Source organism: Arcicella sp. BE140 (genome assembly GCF_031456255.1).
Taxonomy (GTDB): domain Bacteria; phylum Bacteroidota; class Bacteroidia; order Cytophagales; family Spirosomataceae; genus Arcicella; species Arcicella aquatica.
Genome location: NZ_JAVDUE010000026.1, coordinates 1 through 17,597, shown reverse-complemented (window position 1 = coordinate 17,597; position 17,597 = coordinate 1). Strand labels below are relative to the sequence as shown.

General features: G+C 35.1%; 13 protein-coding genes. 5 read left to right on the top strand and 8 right to left on the bottom strand.

All coding sequences use genetic code 11. From position 1 onward, the window contains the following. Positions 1 to 12: 12 nt before the first annotated feature. The 3 genes from J2Y60_RS23860 to J2Y60_RS23850 all read right to left on the bottom strand — a co-directional run bounded on the left by J2Y60_RS23860 (position 13) and on the right by J2Y60_RS23850 (position 2,632). Entirely contained in the window at positions 13 to 552 is a 540-nt protein-coding gene (locus tag J2Y60_RS23860) for a transposase (RefSeq protein ID WP_309913176.1), read from the bottom strand. Positions 553 to 785: 233 nt separating this feature from the next. Next, on the bottom strand, positions 786 to 1,745 hold the full coding sequence (locus J2Y60_RS23855; protein ID WP_309913173.1) for an MlaD family protein: 960 nt from the start codon (positions 1,743 to 1,745) through the stop codon (positions 786 to 788). Positions 1,746 to 1,819: 74 nt separating this feature from the next. Then, positions 1,820 to 2,632: an N-acetylmuramoyl-L-alanine amidase gene (locus J2Y60_RS23850; protein WP_309913171.1), complete on the bottom strand. Its 813-nt coding sequence runs from the start codon at positions 2,630 to 2,632 to the stop codon at positions 1,820 to 1,822. 176 nt (positions 2,633 to 2,808) lie between these two features. On the opposite strand from J2Y60_RS23850, the gene J2Y60_RS23845 reads away from it, so the two are divergent. After that, positions 2,809 to 5,613: a putative LPS assembly protein LptD gene (locus tag J2Y60_RS23845; RefSeq protein WP_309913167.1), complete on the top strand. Its 2,805-nt coding sequence runs from the start codon at positions 2,809 to 2,811 to the stop codon at positions 5,611 to 5,613. Between the two features lie 358 nt (positions 5,614 to 5,971). Here the strand turns inward: J2Y60_RS23845 and J2Y60_RS23840 are convergent, their stop codons facing one another. The 3 genes from J2Y60_RS23840 to J2Y60_RS23830 all read right to left on the bottom strand — a co-directional run bounded on the left by J2Y60_RS23840 (position 5,972) and on the right by J2Y60_RS23830 (position 9,568). Further along, positions 5,972 to 8,005, bottom strand: coding sequence for an LruC domain-containing protein (locus J2Y60_RS23840; protein ID WP_309913164.1), 2,034 nt, complete (start codon positions 8,003 to 8,005; stop codon positions 5,972 to 5,974). 330 nt (positions 8,006 to 8,335) lie between these two features. Continuing rightward, the gene (locus J2Y60_RS23835) at positions 8,336 to 8,872 is read right to left on the bottom strand and encodes a DUF2911 domain-containing protein (RefSeq protein ID WP_309994772.1); all 537 of its coding nucleotides are present in this window, start codon (positions 8,870 to 8,872) and stop codon (positions 8,336 to 8,338) included. A 120-nt stretch (positions 8,873 to 8,992) separates the two neighbouring features. Beyond that, on the bottom strand, positions 8,993 to 9,568 hold the full coding sequence (locus J2Y60_RS23830) for an acyl-CoA thioesterase (RefSeq protein ID WP_409014250.1): 576 nt from the start codon (positions 9,566 to 9,568) through the stop codon (positions 8,993 to 8,995). A gap of 221 nt (positions 9,569 to 9,789) precedes the next feature. Here J2Y60_RS23830 and nuoL point away from each other — a divergent pair, with 221 nt between their 5' ends. Together nuoL and J2Y60_RS23820 are read left to right on the top strand one after the other, a co-directional pair. Beyond that, entirely contained in the window at positions 9,790 to 11,709 is a 1,920-nt protein-coding gene (gene nuoL, locus J2Y60_RS23825) for an NADH-quinone oxidoreductase subunit L (RefSeq protein WP_309913156.1), read from the top strand. 48 nt (positions 11,710 to 11,757) lie between these two features. Then, positions 11,758 to 13,413 carry an NADH-quinone oxidoreductase subunit M gene (locus J2Y60_RS23820; RefSeq protein WP_309913153.1) on the top strand — a complete coding sequence of 552 codons (1,656 nt, stop codon included), beginning with the start codon at positions 11,758 to 11,760 and terminating at the stop codon, positions 13,411 to 13,413. 3 nt (positions 13,414 to 13,416) lie between these two features. On the opposite strand, the gene J2Y60_RS23815 is transcribed toward J2Y60_RS23820, so the two are convergent. Beyond that, complete coding sequence (locus J2Y60_RS23815) at positions 13,417 to 14,427, bottom strand: histidine kinase (RefSeq protein ID WP_309913151.1); 1,011 nt, start codon at positions 14,425 to 14,427, stop codon at positions 13,417 to 13,419. Between the two features lie 74 nt (positions 14,428 to 14,501). Between J2Y60_RS23815 and J2Y60_RS23810 the strand changes: the two genes are divergently transcribed. Beyond that, positions 14,502 to 16,028, top strand: coding sequence for an NADH-quinone oxidoreductase subunit N (locus tag J2Y60_RS23810; RefSeq protein ID WP_309913149.1), 1,527 nt, complete (start codon positions 14,502 to 14,504; stop codon positions 16,026 to 16,028). A gap of 2 nt (positions 16,029 to 16,030) precedes the next feature. Here the strand turns inward: J2Y60_RS23810 and J2Y60_RS23805 are convergent, their stop codons facing one another. Beyond that, a complete protein-coding gene (locus tag J2Y60_RS23805) occupies positions 16,031 to 16,540 on the bottom strand; it encodes a phosphoribosyltransferase family protein (RefSeq protein ID WP_309913146.1) in 510 nt (169 codons plus the stop codon). Between the two features lie 242 nt (positions 16,541 to 16,782). Between J2Y60_RS23805 and J2Y60_RS23800 the strand changes: the two genes are divergently transcribed. Further along, positions 16,783 to 17,340: a YcxB family protein gene (locus J2Y60_RS23800; protein WP_309913143.1), complete on the top strand. Its 558-nt coding sequence runs from the start codon at positions 16,783 to 16,785 to the stop codon at positions 17,338 to 17,340. Positions 17,341 to 17,597: the final 257 nt, after the last annotated feature.

Below are 17,597 nucleotides of genomic sequence, written 5' to 3'. Positions count from 1 at the left end.
TGGTCTTTGAATTTAGACCTCGGTAATTTGATTTTTTTGCTGGTGCATAATGCTGGAATTTGTTTTTCCCAAAGCCAAGTACAAGCTTCCCAAAGTAGCTTTACCGCATCGGCGGTCCGAATCTGTTGGAGTACGTATATAAACTTCATAGCAAGTAGCATCCATCAATAAAACATTTTTATCAGGAATTTCTGTCTTCCAGCTATTAATCATCATACTTTGAAATAGATTCAAATCTAAATGTTCTCCCAAATAAGATCTAACTCTTGAAACAAAAGAATTATCCTTAATCCTTTCATTATCAGTGAGTAATACTCCGCAAAATACCTGCATTGCCCAATTGGTATGAAAGTCTTCTAATAATTTTTCATCACTTAAACCAGTATAGTGTTTTAAGAACATTAGAGCAAAAAAACCTCTACTGGGCAACCATGAAGGTGCTCCAACAATCGTAGTTTTCTTAGGCAAAAGCTTTTCAAGAGAGTCCCAATCAATAGTTTGGTGTATTTTCCCTTGAATAGTCGTATTCTTGAATAAGTACGGGGACGCCAAGTCAACTTAGAGAAATTTGGAGAATCGAGGTCGAATAGTGTATATTGCATCTGTGTTTTATTTTCTTAGCAGATACAAAATACAAAAAAAACCGAAAATTGCCAGTATTGACATTCTTTCGGGGTTATTTCATTGGTAATGTATTGATAATTAAACAATTATACTCCTAAAGGAAAGCCAAAAGTAATAGCACTAAAGGGAAGCCTAATTAATTACCTTACTAACTCACTCAACTATTTTACCACAGGAGGAGTACTTTTATTACCCCCAAATACTGAGATGTTTACATATCGTTTTGGAGCTAATCTGAAATCGATTAAAAGCTTATCTAAATCAGCTATCGAACGGTTAAGGTTAGTATAAAGTGAATCATCTTTTAATAATTTACCCATCGAGCCTTGTCCTGCCTCTATACCCTGCATAATTTTTTGTAAGCCTTCTAAAGATTTTTGCGTAGTAGCTACAGCCTGACCTATCTTCAAGGCATTTAGCGAATCTGCCATGGTATTAAATTTACCAATCAAAGGCTTCAAGCTTTTTTCTGTTTCTATTAAATTATTAGAAAGGGTTCTCATATTAGCAGAGATACCAGCCAAATTACTTCTGTTTTCAGTAATTGTACTATTCAATGAAGCCGTTAAAGAACTTACCGAACGATCAGAGTTTTTAACAAAGCCATTGACAACCATCCCTGTGCTTTCAAAACTTTTAACAACAACACGCAGGGATTTTGTTAAAGAATCTAAGTTTTGAATCAATGGAAGTGCTTTTTCTTTAAGAAGATCGGTTACACCTGTTTCTGACGTAGACACTAGCATTCCTCCATCTTCAATGAATTTTCCAGAAAATTTACCCATCTCAATTCTGATTAACTTCCCTCCTAACAGACCATCAGAAGCTAGAATCGCTTGTGTACCTTCGGGCAATTGTAAGTCTTTTCTGATACTGATTACTACTTTTACTTTATTAGCATCACCTTTCAACAATTCTATTTCCTTTACTTGCCCAATTTTCATTCCACTTAGTGAAACTTGGTTGGCTGGTGTTAAGCCTTGTATATCTTTGTATATAATGACATATTTATTTTCTTGTGTAAAAAAATCTTTACCTTTTAAAAAATTAAATCCTAGGTATAAAATCACAAAGGATGTAAGGGCCAGTATGCCTATTTTGGTTTCTTTAGAGATGTTCATAAATGACTGTTGAAGTTTTTCAATTGATTATTAATAGGTTTTATTGATTTTTAAAACACACTATCAATCCAAACTTAATCCTCAATTTCTTCTTTATACGATTTAAATGCTTTAAAAATAGCCTCAGCTACTTCTCCTTGTCCCGAGCTTTTTGCTAAGTATTGCTCTTCATTTTTGTTTGTTAAAAAACCTGCTTCTACCAAAACACTTGGCATGGCTGTTTCCCAAAGTACTAAAAAACCTGCTTGTTTTACGCCGTAACTGTGCCTGTCAGATTTTTGTTTGAATTGTTTTTCAATTTTTTGTGCTAACTTGATACTGTTCATCATAAAGGCACTTTGATAATTTGCCATCATAATATGTCCAAGTGGTGAATTAGGATTAAAACCATTATAGTTTTTTTCATAATTAGCCTCTTGCAAAATTACTGAGTTTTCTCGCTTTGCCACATCAAGATTACTACTTGTTTTATGTAACCCCATTGTGTAGGTCTCAGTTCCAGCAAATTTAGCAGAGTGATGTGCATTACAGTGCACTGAAATAAACAAATCTGCTTTATTACGGTTGGCAATAGCAGAACGTTCATGCAAATCTACAAACACATCCTTTGTTCTGGTATAAATTACTCTAACCTCTGGATACTGTTCTTTTATTTTTTCACCGAGTTCTAAAACAATTTTAAGGGCAATTTTAGATTCGTTATTATTTGCTCCGTGACAGCCCGGGTCTTTGCCCCCATGTCCAGCATCCAATACAACTGTTCTTACTCTAGTCTGTAACAAAACAGGTCGATATGCTGGGTTTTCAACGAGTGAATATTGAAAAGTAAAACCACTAAGCGAGCAAATACAAGTGATTATTAAAAAACCTTTAACAAAGTTTAACATTATTTTCGGGTTGGTTCGCTATGTTCAAAAAGTAATAAAGTATTTTTGTGCGTTATTTAATAAAAGACAAATATAAATTTTAAAGACTTCTGAAAAAAGCAATCCACATATTCAGTATATTAATTAGCTTACTTTTAGGGCTTTTAACCACAAATCAGTCTTCTGCTCAGCGATTATTGGGCGGAAAGCCTTATAAACCTAAAGCCAATAAAGCTAGTGCAGTAATCCCTAAAGATACTGCTCGTTTAGATTCTACCAAGCTAAGTATTACAAAAAGCGTACCTGACTCACTTAAAAAAGAAAGTGACCTCACTACAACTGTTGTATATTCAGCAAAGGATTCCACCATCATGGATACCGAAAACCAAATTGTATACCTATTTGGGGAAGCAAAAGTCACCTATGGAGATGTTTCTCTGGAGGCGAACTATATTCAACTCAACTGGGCAAAGAATGAAGTTTCGGCACATGGTACGAAAGATTCGACAACTAATAAGATTATAGGCAAGCCCATCTTTAAACAAGGCGGTGAACCTTATGATGCCGAAGAAATCAGGTATAACTTCAAAAGTAGGAAGGCCTTTATCAAAGGGCTTATTACTACCCAAGGTGATGGTTTGATACAAGGTGAGAAAGTAAAAAAGGATAATGAAGACAACCTTTATATCCGAAATGCTATTTATACTACTTGTAATCTTGAACATCCACACTTTAATATTAGGGCTACTAAAATTAAAGTAGTGGGTAAAAGAGAAATTGTAGCTGGGCCATTCCACTTTGAATTAAATGAAATTCCTTTGCCTATTGGCTTGCCTTTTGGTTTCTTCCCTTATAAACCTCCACAAGAATCGGGCACTTCGGGTATTATCATGCCTACTTATGGTGAAGAACCGCAAGGGAGGGGTTTCTTCTTGCGTGATGGAGGCTACTATTTTGCATTGAGTCCTAATATTGGCTTGCGACTTACTGGAGAGATTTATTCAAAAGGTAGTTTTGGGATTGCTGCCAACTCTCAATACATCAAACGTTATCGCTATTCGGGTACTTTCAATGTGAATTTTAGACAAAGTAATAACGGTAGTGAGTTTGACAGACAAAAAAGAAATGACTACGGTATTCAATGGTCACACTCACCACAAAGCCGTGGAAATTCTAGCTTTTCTGCTTCTGTTAACTTACAAAGTAATTCGAATAGCCAATATAACAGTTTAAGCACGAGTAGCTATATTTCTACAGCCTTGAATTCGTCAATACAATATTCACGCAATTTTGGACAAACTATTCGTACTAGTTTGAGCTTACAGGCTGACCAAAATACGGTAACGAAGGCGGTCAATATAAATACCAATTATACGTTTGGCTTAAACCAATTTCAGCCTTTCAAAAAGAAAAATGCTGTCACAGACCGTTTTATTGACCAGTTCAGGGTGGGCTTAGACCTTTCGGGTACTTATGGTATTACCAACCAAGTAGCTTTAACCAACCGTTCGTACAATAACTTTGGTTATACCGTTTATAGAACGATTGATACATTAGACCTTGACCCAACCAAGCCGGTAGTTATAGACCCAAGAACAGCGGCTAACGCTAGTACTAACTTGGCACGAGATGGTGTAATTCCATTTAATTTATCAACCTTACCTGAATTATTAAAAAATGCTCAGTTCAAGGCTCAATACAGCATCCCTATTTCATTGCCTAATATTAAAATTGGTAAGTATATTAACTTAACCCCTGGCTTTAATTTTTCTGGGAATATTTATCAACAGAAATATAAATACAATTTCAAAGCCTTTAACGATAAAGCTGCTATTTATAGTAAAGATACTACTGCTGGCAAAGGGGCCGTCGAGATTGATACACTTCGGGGCGGGGCTTTTTATGCAGACTATACTTATGCTTTTTCAATGAGTATGAATACCCGTTTATACGGTACGATTAACTTCAAAAAAGGTAGATTACAAGGCATTCGTCATACGCTATCGCCTTCATTGAGCATAAATTATACGCCCGATTTTACTGACCCTAAATATGGTTTTTACCAAACGGTTCAAATCAATAATAGGGTTCATAAATACCAAAAAGGCGAAACCATTCCAAGTTCGTTGGCGGGACAAGAAACTCTTCCTGGCGATTTCTTGAACATTTCAAGTTTTAACCCTACCCAAACTAACCGTGGTAGCCAGTCAGGGGGTATTAGCTTCGGGATTCAGAATACTTTAGAAGCCAAATTAAGGGCAAAGTCGGATACGGCTCAAAAAGAATCTGAGAAGATAATGTTGATTGATAATTTCTCATTCACGGGGAATTACAACTTCTTTGCTACACAGTTCAAACTTTCTAATTTGAACTTTTCGGCAAACTCTAGGGTAAAAAAGTTTGACATCAATTTTGGAGGTTCTTTAGACCCATACAAGTATGTAAACGATGGTTATTCTATATCAGGACGTAGAATAGATACTTTGTTAATTAACTTGGGCGAAGGTTTTGCAAAGTTGGCTAGCTTAAACCTTTCGATTAGTAAAAGCTTTAAGCCTGCTAGTGCTGATAAAAAGAAGCAGAACTCGAACGGTACTGAGGGACAAATGAGCCAAATCAATAGGAATATCAATGACTATGTAGATTGGTCTGTGCCTTGGAGTTTCCAGTTTGGTTTCAACTATAATATGAACAAAACGGGCTATGCTCCTGCTACTATCGTAAGTGCTTTGACTTTTAAAGGGGATGTAAAACTGACTGAGAAATGGAATTTTACCTTAAGTTCTGGTTATGACTTTGTGAATAAGGGTATTTCATTAACCAATATTAGTATTCATAGAGACTTACACTGTTGGGAAGCTAATTTCGACTGGACGCCGATTGCTAGTCCGTATTATGGTCGTTCTAGTACTTACAACTTTACTATCAGAGTTAAATCAGCCTTATTACAAGAGCTAAAACTTTCGCGCAGAAATACTTTCTATGATAGAGGAGGTTTCTAAAAAATCCTTCTTCCATGCCTAGTACAAACAACGGTGTTGTATCTGTCTGTCACTGCAAGTATTTTTTAGAGGCGCAAATGGAGGGGATATGTACTAAAGCATAGTATTTTTTGAGTGGAGAAGATGATTGTTATGTTTTGTCTAGGTTAATATCATAACTATTATACTAATCAGATAAATATGCATTTGTTAGTGTTTGCTTTTATCTCTTTTTGTTTTGTAGTTATATTTTATACACAAAAAAAACCTCCTTAGATAATTTGAGATTTGGTTATTCTCTAAATTACTAAGGAGGTTTTTTATATTAATATTCCCGAAAATTTTGGGTGACTAATATGTTAATTCCTATTTGGTAATACTAAAATACTTTTATTGGATCGAAGTATGCTTTACTAATCACATACCAATCTGGGTAAAGTGTTCCCCCACTCTCAGCCCATAAACCGAACTCGTTATAAGCATCAATAATAGGTACTGTTTCTAAAGGATACTTAAAGTCACTAGGTAAATCTATAGCCCAAGGCAACAACTTAGCGTTTTTATAGTAAATACCTGAAGATGGCACTGAAGCGTCTTGACCTGTACCAAACAATGACATATTTGCTTTAGAAGTTGGTGCCATGTTTGGTAAATGAACCTCTTTGCCTCTATCATTTGCCGAGAACAAGAACGGATTGTATGGTGCCACACCTAACGTTGTCTTACTAATCGGAGTCGTAAAGCTAATGGTTAATCTTAAAGTATCATTTGGTGCAATTACTGAAGCGCCTTTCGATGTATTAATAAAACCTCCTGACGATTTCATTTGTTTGAATGCATTATCAAAAGCAATAATGGTAGCATATTTTTGCCCAGCTTCTGTACCATTGCTTGAATTTGTAATCATACCTTGTGTAAGCGACTGACCTGATACTGATTTAACAAGTGATGGATCAATTGGTAATTGGAAGCCCCAACCATTGATGTAACTTGCACCAATCGCTTTAATATAAAACTTACCTTTTAAATCAACTACTTGGTTCTGTGCATTCAAGACTTCTTGGAATTGGTAGTTAATTACTAAGTCGTTCATATCATAGTCACCTTGTAATGGCCATAAATCTTCATAAGCCAATGTACTATAAGTGTTGCTTCCTGGAATATAATTGTTGATTGCTCTCGCAGGGTCTGTTGGGTACTCATCACGACTATCACCTACACCATCACCATCTGTATCTTTTGGACTATCTACAATCGGTACGTTGTTAGTATCAATCGCTTTGATTGGGTTAGAAGTCGCAAAGAAAATAGCATCATTAAAATCTTGGTCACAAGAAGAACTTTCTCTTTGAATGTCTTCAAAAGCAAGTACCATTCTTTTTGTAGATGGCTCGTTCAATACGATTAAGTGACGACGAAGACTTTCTTTGCTTTCTACGTTAAGAACATCATGCGAGAAGTGAGCATAATTACCAGTTCCTACTTTACTATTTGATGTGTAAGAATCAGCTAACAATACAAAACCAATACCTGTACCTGCTGGGAACTGACCAATTTTAACTTTATCACCTGATACTAATGCTCCACCTGATCCTTTGTAAGAAACGTTAGGGAAAACAACTGTCATTTTAGAAATGTCAGCAGTAGTTTTAGGAGGGTTAAGTGGATTGAATGTATAGTATCCTAATGTATTTTTCCAGCCAGCACCTTCGTGTACAAATGTTACCCAAACATCAGCAGCTTCAGTAATGTATAAGAAGTTACGGTTGTTATTATTCAAAAAGTCTGGGTGAGCTACCGGCACTGATTTAGACTCTGGTAAACTAGCATTAATATATTCTAAAAACTGGCTAGAGATTGGGTCTCTGTCTTTCTCAAGATAAGCAGGTAAACCATCACTGTTCCAAGAACCTAAGTAAGTAATAAGTGGATATGTTTGTGCAGTAGTACCTTCTAATCTTGCTGCTTTTAGTGGTTGTTCAACGCTTTCAGAAGCAGTAGGGTTATTTCCACCAAAATTCACTTCTGAGGTAGTACCACTCAATGTAACAATTGTTTCAGAAGGTAAACCGATATAATCTGGTTTTACCGATATTTTAGTAACATAAGTAGGTATTTTTTGATTTAAGCTGAATACACCATTTTTCAATGTAATACCTTTGAACAAAAGTACATTTTCAGGATAACTATAAACAGACATAATTACGCCCGAAATTGGGTTGTTCATATTATCGTAAGCACCTATTTTAAAAGTAATCTCTTTTGAAGTATTAAAATTAAAGCCTTTTGGAACATTTAGTTTATCCATGGCTGCAGCAGCAGGATCAATTGTTGAACCGCTTTCATTAGGTAAGCAACCACTCAATAAAGTAGACGTTACAACCAAAATTATGAGGTAATAAAAAGATTTCATGATGTAATATTTAAAAAATGGAGGAAAAAGTTTTATAAATGTATTTAGCGATAAATATTGTTGCTTGATTTTCCAAAAACGTTCGAATCAATTGAATTAAGACACTTATTAAGTAAAATCACTTAATTAATGACTATTGACACAAATAGCGTACCAAAAAATCAATCACACCTTATTTTATTTATTAATATCTTTATTTTTTTTGAAAAAACATCTAAATCAACCAAAAACTTTCTTTAATTATAGTCATTCTAAAAAAAAGAAAACAAAAAAAGCAGAATAACTTTTAAGTATATTCTGCCTCTTTTATTGTGATTAACAGTATAAGAATTATTTTATTGGAATTGTTACCACAGTAGTATCCCAATGTAAAAGCATATCTACTCCGCTTTCTTTCTCATTAAAATCTATCTTAAATGTTTCTACAGAATCTGCTTGCTGTGAAGACGTAGCGGGTACTCTTAAAACATCTTTACTTTCATCATAAGATAAACCCCATTGTCCTACTTCTGCATTGATAATTATTGTCCAATCGCCTTTCTCAGGAATTGTGAAGAGGGTGTACTTACCAGCTTTAAGTGCTTTGCCTCCAATGGTTACATCTCTTGAGAATTTTATAATAGTTGCTTCATTAGCCCCAGTTCTCCACCATTTTCCGTAAGGAACAAGTGCTTTTTCTTGAGTTGTTCCAAAAATAAGCCTACCCTTTTTAGAAGGTTGGCAATAATCTACCGTAATTCCTAAACCATTCTTCTCGTATTCAGCGGTAGCTGATGGACTAAAAGGTTTGTTGTAGTAGAATCGAATAAAAACAGTAACAGATGCCAAGACTGCTAAAACAATCAGTATAACTTTTAAAACCTTCATCATTAATTGTTCAATTAGGGAGATGGGAATAATTATATAAGGATAAATTTGAAATCAATTCTGTAAAAATACTTCATTTTATCTTGACGTCAAAATGAATCCAAACGCTATATAATTAATTTATACCCATTCGCTCTGCATATCTTTTTCCCGTTTTATAATACAACGCTCAGTATCTAATAAATGTAAGTTTTCGTCTATCTCCATACAAGTTTTAGCATCATGCAATAGTTCTTTATACGAGCTTTTGATTTCTTTACGTTTCAAGGCTTCTAAAAACCTGCGAATATCTTCATCACTTTCCAAAATCAACGGAGGAACAGCAGTAAGTTTTCCATTGTCATCCTTAGCAACCATCGTAAAATACGAAGTATTGGTATGTTTTACACTAGCCGTTTTGATATTTTCGGCAACTACTTTTATACCCACAATCAGAGAACTATTTCCGACATAGTTTACAGAGGCATGAAGCGAAACCAATTCGCCTACTTCCACGGGCTGTTTAAATTCTACATTATCTACAGATACAGTCACCACATAAGTTCCTGAATGTTTGGCCGCACATACATAAGCAACTTTATCCATCAATGATAATAAAATCCCTCCGTGAATTTTGCCTCCAAAATTAGCATAAGATGGAATCATCAATTCTGTGATAGTAGTTCTTGAATAGTTTACTGTTTTAGCGTTGTCCATCATAATAAGTATTTGGTTAGTAAATAATATTAAAATAAAGCAAGGAAATGCTTCCAATAGCAAAGAAACATCAAATATTATTATATTACTCCACAAACTTAGTGGGTTTTATCAAAATTCAATTAGGACTAAATCCAATTTGAGCCGTATATTTGCACAAAAATTGAAATTTTCCAAGAAAATCTCTACGTATAGGCTTAAAACTTTCGTAATTAATTTTTATGAATCCTTCCACTTTGATTTGGCTCATTTTATTAACCCCACTTGCAGGGTTTATTATGCCAATTCTGTTGGGTAGAAAAAACAACACCTTAGCAGCTTGGTTAACAATTTGTTTTACAGGCTTGAATCTTATCTTTTCAATCCTATTGCTTCGTCAAAACCTACATGTTGCTAATCCACATTATTTATTCAATTGGTTTTTGCTCGGAAAAGAAACATATTCTTTTGGTTTTCTGGCAGACTCGCTAACGCTAATGATGTTGGTTTTGGTGAACTTCATAGCCTTATTAGTGCAGATTTTCTCGTTGGAATATATGCACGAAGAACCCGACCAATATAGGTATGTCGGTTTTTTAAGCCTGTTTGTATTTTCAATGCTTGGCATCGTACTAACCGATAATTTATTGATAATGTATGCCTTCTGGGAATTAGTAGGACTAAGTTCATACCTATTAATAGGCTTTTGGTATCAAAAAACTGAGGCCGTACAAGCCTCAAAAAAAGCATTTTTGGTCAACCGTGTGGGTGACGTAGGATTTTTGTTAGGCATTTTTCTGATTTATTATTTATTTGGCAGTAGCAATTTTCAAGATTTTCCCAACATTATCGCCAATGCTTCAGAACCCAGTTTAGTACCCGTTGCAGGCTTATTACTTTTCTGTGGGTGTATCGGTAAATCAGCACAATTCCCCTTACACACTTGGCTTCCTGATGCAATGGAAGGGCCAACACCCGTTTCAGCACTTATACATGCTGCTACGATGGTAGTAGCTGGGGTTTACTTATTAGCGAGGATTCATCCATTGCTTGGTTTTGAAGAAACCATCATCGTCTCATCTATCGGTTGTTTTACAATGTTGTTGGGCTCAGTGTACGCTATTTTTCAAACTGACATCAAAAAAACGTTGGCTTATTCTACTATCTCACAAGTAGGTTTAATGGTCGTTGGTTTAGGCTCTGATGCTTCCGTATTTCATTTATTAACACACGCTTTCTTTAAAGCTGGACTATTCCTTAGTGCAGGGTCTATTATTCATGCACTTCATCACGCTGGTCATGATTTCGATGCACAGGATATGCGATTAATGGGTGGCTTGCGTAAAAGAATGCCTTTTACCTTTGTGTGTTATCTCGTTTGTTCATTAGCTTTGGCGGGTATTCCTTTCTTCTCAGGTTTTTTATCTAAAGATGCTATCCTTGCGCAAGTAGTGGCTAGTGCCAATCAGCACCAAAGCTTAGCATTATACATTATTAGCTTTGTTTTTTTTATTGGTATTTTGCTTTCAGCATTTTATATGACTCGCCAAGTATGGCTTATCTTTTTTGGAGAGTTCAGGAATGAAAAGGCTGACCTTTACGCTATTCATGAAGGCTCATGGAAAATCACTTTCCCAATCGGACTATTGGCTATTTTATCTATCGGTTTTATTTTCACTTTCAATCCTTTGAATGCTGAAAGTGCTTGGTTTTGGGAATTTATGAAACCTGAGATAATAGAAAAGTCAGCCGAAAATCATTGGGTTGCCTATTTATCCACAGCACTGGCTTTTGCAGGAATAGGCTTAGGATATTTATCTAGAAATAAAGCACTAGCTTATACCATTCCTACGCTTGATAACATTTATCAAAAAATATTTGTTGCCCCAATATTAAAATCAGCTGATTTGTTACAATGGTTTGATTTGCATATTATAGATACTGTAGTGAATGCTGTAGCTCAATTACAAGTTATCATTGCCAGCATCGTAGCTTGGTGGGATGCTAAAATTATAGATGGCATTCCCAACTCAACAGCTTATTCAGCAGGAGTAATCGGGAAAATTACTCGTTCAGTACAAGCTGGTAAAGTACAACTATACGTTGCTATATCCTTTTTAGGATTAATAGCTTTGATTACTTTTATCGTTTTTTCATCTTGATAGTGCCTGTGTTTGTTTCAAAACAAATACAATTATTCTTATATAATTATGCCCATTTTATCAGTACTTATATTTTTACCATTGGTAGCGTCGTTGGTAGTGGCTTTTTCGCCAGACCAATACAAAGCCTATTTCAAATGGTTTACGCTAGGCGTTACTGCTGTAGAACTAGCAATTTGTATTTACTTATATCAAAACTTTAATCATGATATTGCCGACTACCAATTCCTAGAACAATTAGATTGGATAACCCTGCCACTAGGCACATTGGGAGTTGGCTCTATTGATTACCTTTTGGGTGTGGATGGTATCAGCATGCCAATGGTTTTGTTGACAGGCATCGTAATGTTTGTAGGGGCTATTTCGTCTTTTGAAATTAAACAGAAAGAGAAAGGATATTTTTCACTTTTCTTATTGCTGACAGGCTCGGTAATTGGTTGTTTTGTGGCGTTAGATATGTTTCTTTTCTACCTCTTTTTTGAGTTTATGCTATTGCCTATGTATTTCCTAATAGGTATTTGGGGTGGTCCACGCAAAGAATATGCTTCTATCAAATTTTTCTTATATACGCTTTTCGGCTCTATTTTTATCTTAATTGTCATGATTGCGCTCTATCTATCAGTGGTTGACCCTGTAGAAACAGCCGTGAGAATTGGGCTAATCAGCAATGTATCAGACATTACGCCACAGATTATTACAGAAGTACAAACCTTGCTAAAAGATTTAAAAATCCCTTCTGAGCAAATTGTACATACTTTCGATTTACGTTTTATGCCCGATGCTGGCAATTTCCTGCCAAATTCGTGGTTAAATGTTTTTTCAGGTATCGAGATTTTTAGTATTTCGGCTCGTGCCTTGGCTTTTATTTTATTGATGATAGGTTTTGGGATTAAGTTGCCCGCCGTACCTGTTCATACTTGGTTGTCAGATGCCCACGTAGAAGCACCAACACCAGTATCAGTGATATTGGCAGGTATCCTCTTAAAGATTGGGGGATATGGTTTTCTCAGAATAGCTTATCCTATTTTCCCTGACGCTGCCCATGATTATGCCTTTGTCATTGTTGCCTTTGGCGTTTTATCAATCATTTACGGAGCTTTCAATGCTTTGGCAATGAATGATTTGAAGAAGATGATTGCCTATTCGTCAGTTTCACATATGGGTTTTGTGTTACTCGGCGTAGGGTCATTAACAAGCGAAGGTATTAACGGAGCGATTTATCAAATGTTTTCGCATGGTGTACTTTCGGCAATGCTATTCTTGTTAGTGGGCGTTTTGTATAATCGTACACACGATCGCCGTATTGATAGCTATCAAGGGCTGGCTAGTAAAATGCCTTTGTACACAGCGATGACAGCCATAGCCTTTTTTGCTTCATTAGGATTACCTGCTTTTTCGGGCTTTATTGGTGAAGTATTTACCCTGATGGGGGGCTTTAACAGTCCGCTTATTCCACGATGGCTAACTGCTTTAGCTGCCTTTGGACTGGTACTGGGTGCAGGCTATTTCCTTTGGACTTTACAACGAATATTTTTTGGAAAATACTGGGTCAGACAATTTGAAGGAGTATTAGAAGACTTAAACTTTAGGGAAAAAATGATGCTTTATCCTTTAGCGATATTAGCATTAATATTTGGTATTTTCCCTCATTTAATCTTTAACTTAACCAATGTAACTGTAGCCGAGCTTTTGAAACTATTTTAACGTTCAATAAGGCATTCTAATAGTGGCGAATACTTTTCCTTGGGTATTATCAATTTTTAGGTAAGCATTCTCACCATATTGTAATTCTAAGCGTTTTTTGAGGTTTTCGAGTCCTATTCCACCTTCGTTGTTTTTAGGTTTAGGTACAAATACGCCCGAATTTTCAACACATAAAATGATAAAACCTTTTTCTGTTCTGGCTGTAATGGTAATATATCCACCAAATTTCAACTGACCAATGCCATGTTTAACGGCATTTTCTAACAAAGTATTTAAGGTCATTGGCATAATTAAGATATTACCTATATCTTCCTGAATTTGAAAATCATACTTTAAGCGGGTATCAAAGCGAAGTTTTTCAAGTGACAGATAATTCTCAGCTAAACGAAGCTCTTCACTAAGCGTTGCTTTTTGTTGTTCGCCAAGGTTTAAGGATAGTCTTAATAAATCTGACAATTGAATGATTGATTCGCGGGCCTGAATACTATCAATCAATGTTAGTGCCTTTATACTATTGAGGGCATTGAACAAAAAATGAGGATTCAACTGTTTTTTTAAGCTTTCTAGTTGAGAAATTTTCAGTAGGTTTTCAGTATGTGCTTCTCGTTGCCTTCTATCTTGATAAATACTCAAGAAACGGTGCAAATGAAAAAACATAAACCAAGGAAACACCTTCCATACATTTTCAACAAAAATGACAGCAAAATTAAGGAAAGAACTATCTGAGTAATTATATAATTGATAGTCTATAATAGTATAGATAGAGCCTATTGAAAGCCCACCAACTATTGGAAAAAGGGCATATTGAAGATGGGTAATATCATCAGGGCTGAAACGGCTAATGATGATTTTATAAATGTGACATGAAACAAAGCCTGAAAAAAAATAAAGTAGTAAATAAATGGTTTTAGTGGATTGACTGAAATCATTAAATTCAATATGTTGAATAGAAAGAAGCGTAATAATCGACCAACATAGAATTTGAATCAACCAGTAAAATTTGGTTTTATTCATAAATTTCACCTAATTATAGTTAAACTCAAAAATAGCAACAAAAGTAGAATAAAACACGTTTGTGAAGAAAAATAATGACCAAAAAAATAATCTTATCCGATTTACTAGCTCACATTCTTGAAAGCCTGAGCGTCATTTCTCCGGAAGTATTCTTGGGGGCAGTATTTTTACTCCTTATTATCATTGAATTAATTCTTTATAAATACATATTCCAACAATCTGATTCCTTAGAAAACTCAATTGCCCAAAGTTATCAAAATACTTTATGGGGTATTTCCTTGATTTCTGTTTTAATCGCCTTGAATCAAATCATTTCGCAGTATTCAACTACCAACGATACTTTTCTGTTTGGCGAAATGCTTATTTTAGATAGTAAAGCCATTTTCTTTAAAATAATTACAACGTTTTCAGTAATCATTTTATTGGCACACATCTATGTTTCAAAAAGGAAATATGATGGCGAATTTTACCCTTTGGTAATTAGTATCCTGATAGGCCTAAATTTAATGGCGATGTCGGTTAATCTATTAATGATTTACCTTTCTATCGAAATCGTTTCTATCTCATCTTATGTGCTGACTACTTTTAATAAGACAAAAAAAGCGTCGGAAGGTGGTTTAAAATACATCATTTTTGGGGCAGCTTCTTCCGCAATTATGCTGTATGGTATGTCATTATTATATGGCATGACGGGCACGCTTAGTATTGCTTCTCCTGATTTTTCAAGAGGCATTGCCCAAACAGATAATGTAGCTTCAACGATTGCTATTGTACTGACACTCTCTGGATTTTTATTTAAAATATCCGCAACGCCTTTTCATATCTGGACGCCCGACGTGTATCAATCTGCTCCCACACCTATCGTGGCTTTTTTTGCGGTAGCACCCAAAATTGCCTCATTTTTAGTAATTATTCGCTTTTATTCTGTCATACCTACCGACTTAACATTAATCACTGCCATCATAGCCTTGGCGAGCATTACTTTCGGCAATTTCTCGGCTTTATGGCAAAAAGATGCCAAAAGATTATTGGCTTATTCAACAATAGCCCATACAGGTTTTATGCTGATTGGTCTGGTGATGATTTCTGAATTAGGCATCAAGAGCATCGTATTTTATTTGATAGTTAGTTTATTTACTAATTTCTCCGCTTTTCTATTAATTGATTACGCAGCAAATAATACCCAAGGACAAAAGTCAGACAATGATTCTAAATTTATGATAGAAAACTTTAAAGGCTTGGGTAGATTAAATCCTTTGTTTGGAATATTAATATTAATCGTAATGATTTCCTTGGCGGGCTTACCTCCTACTGGCGGATTTATTGCAAAACTGAATATCTTTTCTGCTCTTTGGGAAGCCTACCAAGCTTCTGGTAAGCAACTGCTATTACTCCTTTTTATATTTGGCTTATTGAATACTGTGATTTCTTTATCTTTCTATTTGAAAATACCGTTCCTGATGTTTTTTAAAGAAAGCGAAAAAGGAGTAACATTCAAACTCAGTTTAGAACAAGCTGTATTGGCAATATTGCTGGTATTCCCAATTCTAGCATTGTTTTTCAATGCAGATTGGCTCATGAATATTATCAATAGTCTATAATGTTATTTTAAGTACACTCCCATTCGAGCTTCGTCGTCTAATACTACCGAAACATATTCGCTCAAGGTAGTAGACAATTCGTATCCTACGTAGTCTGCCAAAATTGGGAAACGACGATAGTTTCTGTCTACCATTACAGCTACTTGAATACGTTTTACAGGAATACTTAAAAACGGAGATAATGAATAAGCAAGGGTTCTTCCGCTATTCAGCACGTCGTCTACTACGACAATAGTTTTGTGCTCTAAAAATCTTTCATCACAATCAAACTCTACTGGACTTTCGTAGGTAACATCTTTATCTACGTCAATTAATACGGCACTAGCTTCTATAGGCGAAATTTCTTGAAGTGCGTTGGCTAACAACTTGGCTAAGGCATGCCCCTGCCCTCTGATACCAGCAATAACAATATCCGACTCTTCAAAATTATTTTCATAAATTTCAAAAGCAATTCTTCTAATTTTCTGAAGCACTTGGGTCTGGCTCAGTATTTGGCTCTCAATAAGTTCCATATTTAATAATTCTAGAAAATTCTTGGATATATTTTCGTTAAGGCATTAAAATTAGCATTCAAAAACCCCTAAAACAAATCATTAAAGGTAATTTACCCATAATTTCATCTTTGGATTTAGGGAATCATCCTACCATACTTTCTTTATTAAATCATTAATTTGTTGGTGTTAATACTCATTTCAATAAAACTTCCTTATTTTTTGTACCTTTGTCGTCTGAATCACCAAATTTTATTATAGACATGGCAAAAGGATACGCTCAGTCGCAACAAAGACGAGTACAACAACCAATTCAATCAAATCCATTAGCAATCAAAACAAAAAAGTTTGCCCTTGAAAAAAATAAATTCATCGGAATAAACATGATGCAACTTATTAAAAATCAATGGTATTGGGGATTTGTGCCTTTAGCATTAATTTTTATCAACGTTATTTTGAACCTTACAGGCGTTTATCATAACTACTGGATTTACGTGTTGACACTAATCGGAGCAATTGCATATTTAATATTTTGGGCAATTCAGTTTACTGGCGTTACCCAATTAGAACAATACAAACAGCTTTTTAGTAAATATCGTTACGAAATCGATAGTCGCCAGATTTTGATGAAGTTGAGCGATACTGAGGGAGGTGTCATTAAATGGGACATGATTAAAGGTGCTAGAAAAGCTAAGGATGCCTACATTTTAGACATGGGGCAATATCAGTTTATTTATTTACCATTTACGGTATTTAATACTGATAGCGACAAGAAGTTGTTGGATAGAATCTTGAAAGACAAAGGATATTCGATTGATTAATAGCAATATTCTGATGAAATATAAATCATCTCGAATTTCTCTTTATTTATCGTCTTGTCCTTACTTTTCTTTCCTTGATGAAAGAAAAGTAACAAAAGAAAATCAAGAATTCCTAAACTCGCTTCGCTCAAACAGTAGGAATTCAGAAGGGAACATCAATCATAAAACATGTGTCATCCCGAATTTTGGGTAAAAGTTGTCCATAATATATTGTGAATGGCTATTCTTAATCTGTAAATCGGTATCGAAGCATTTCG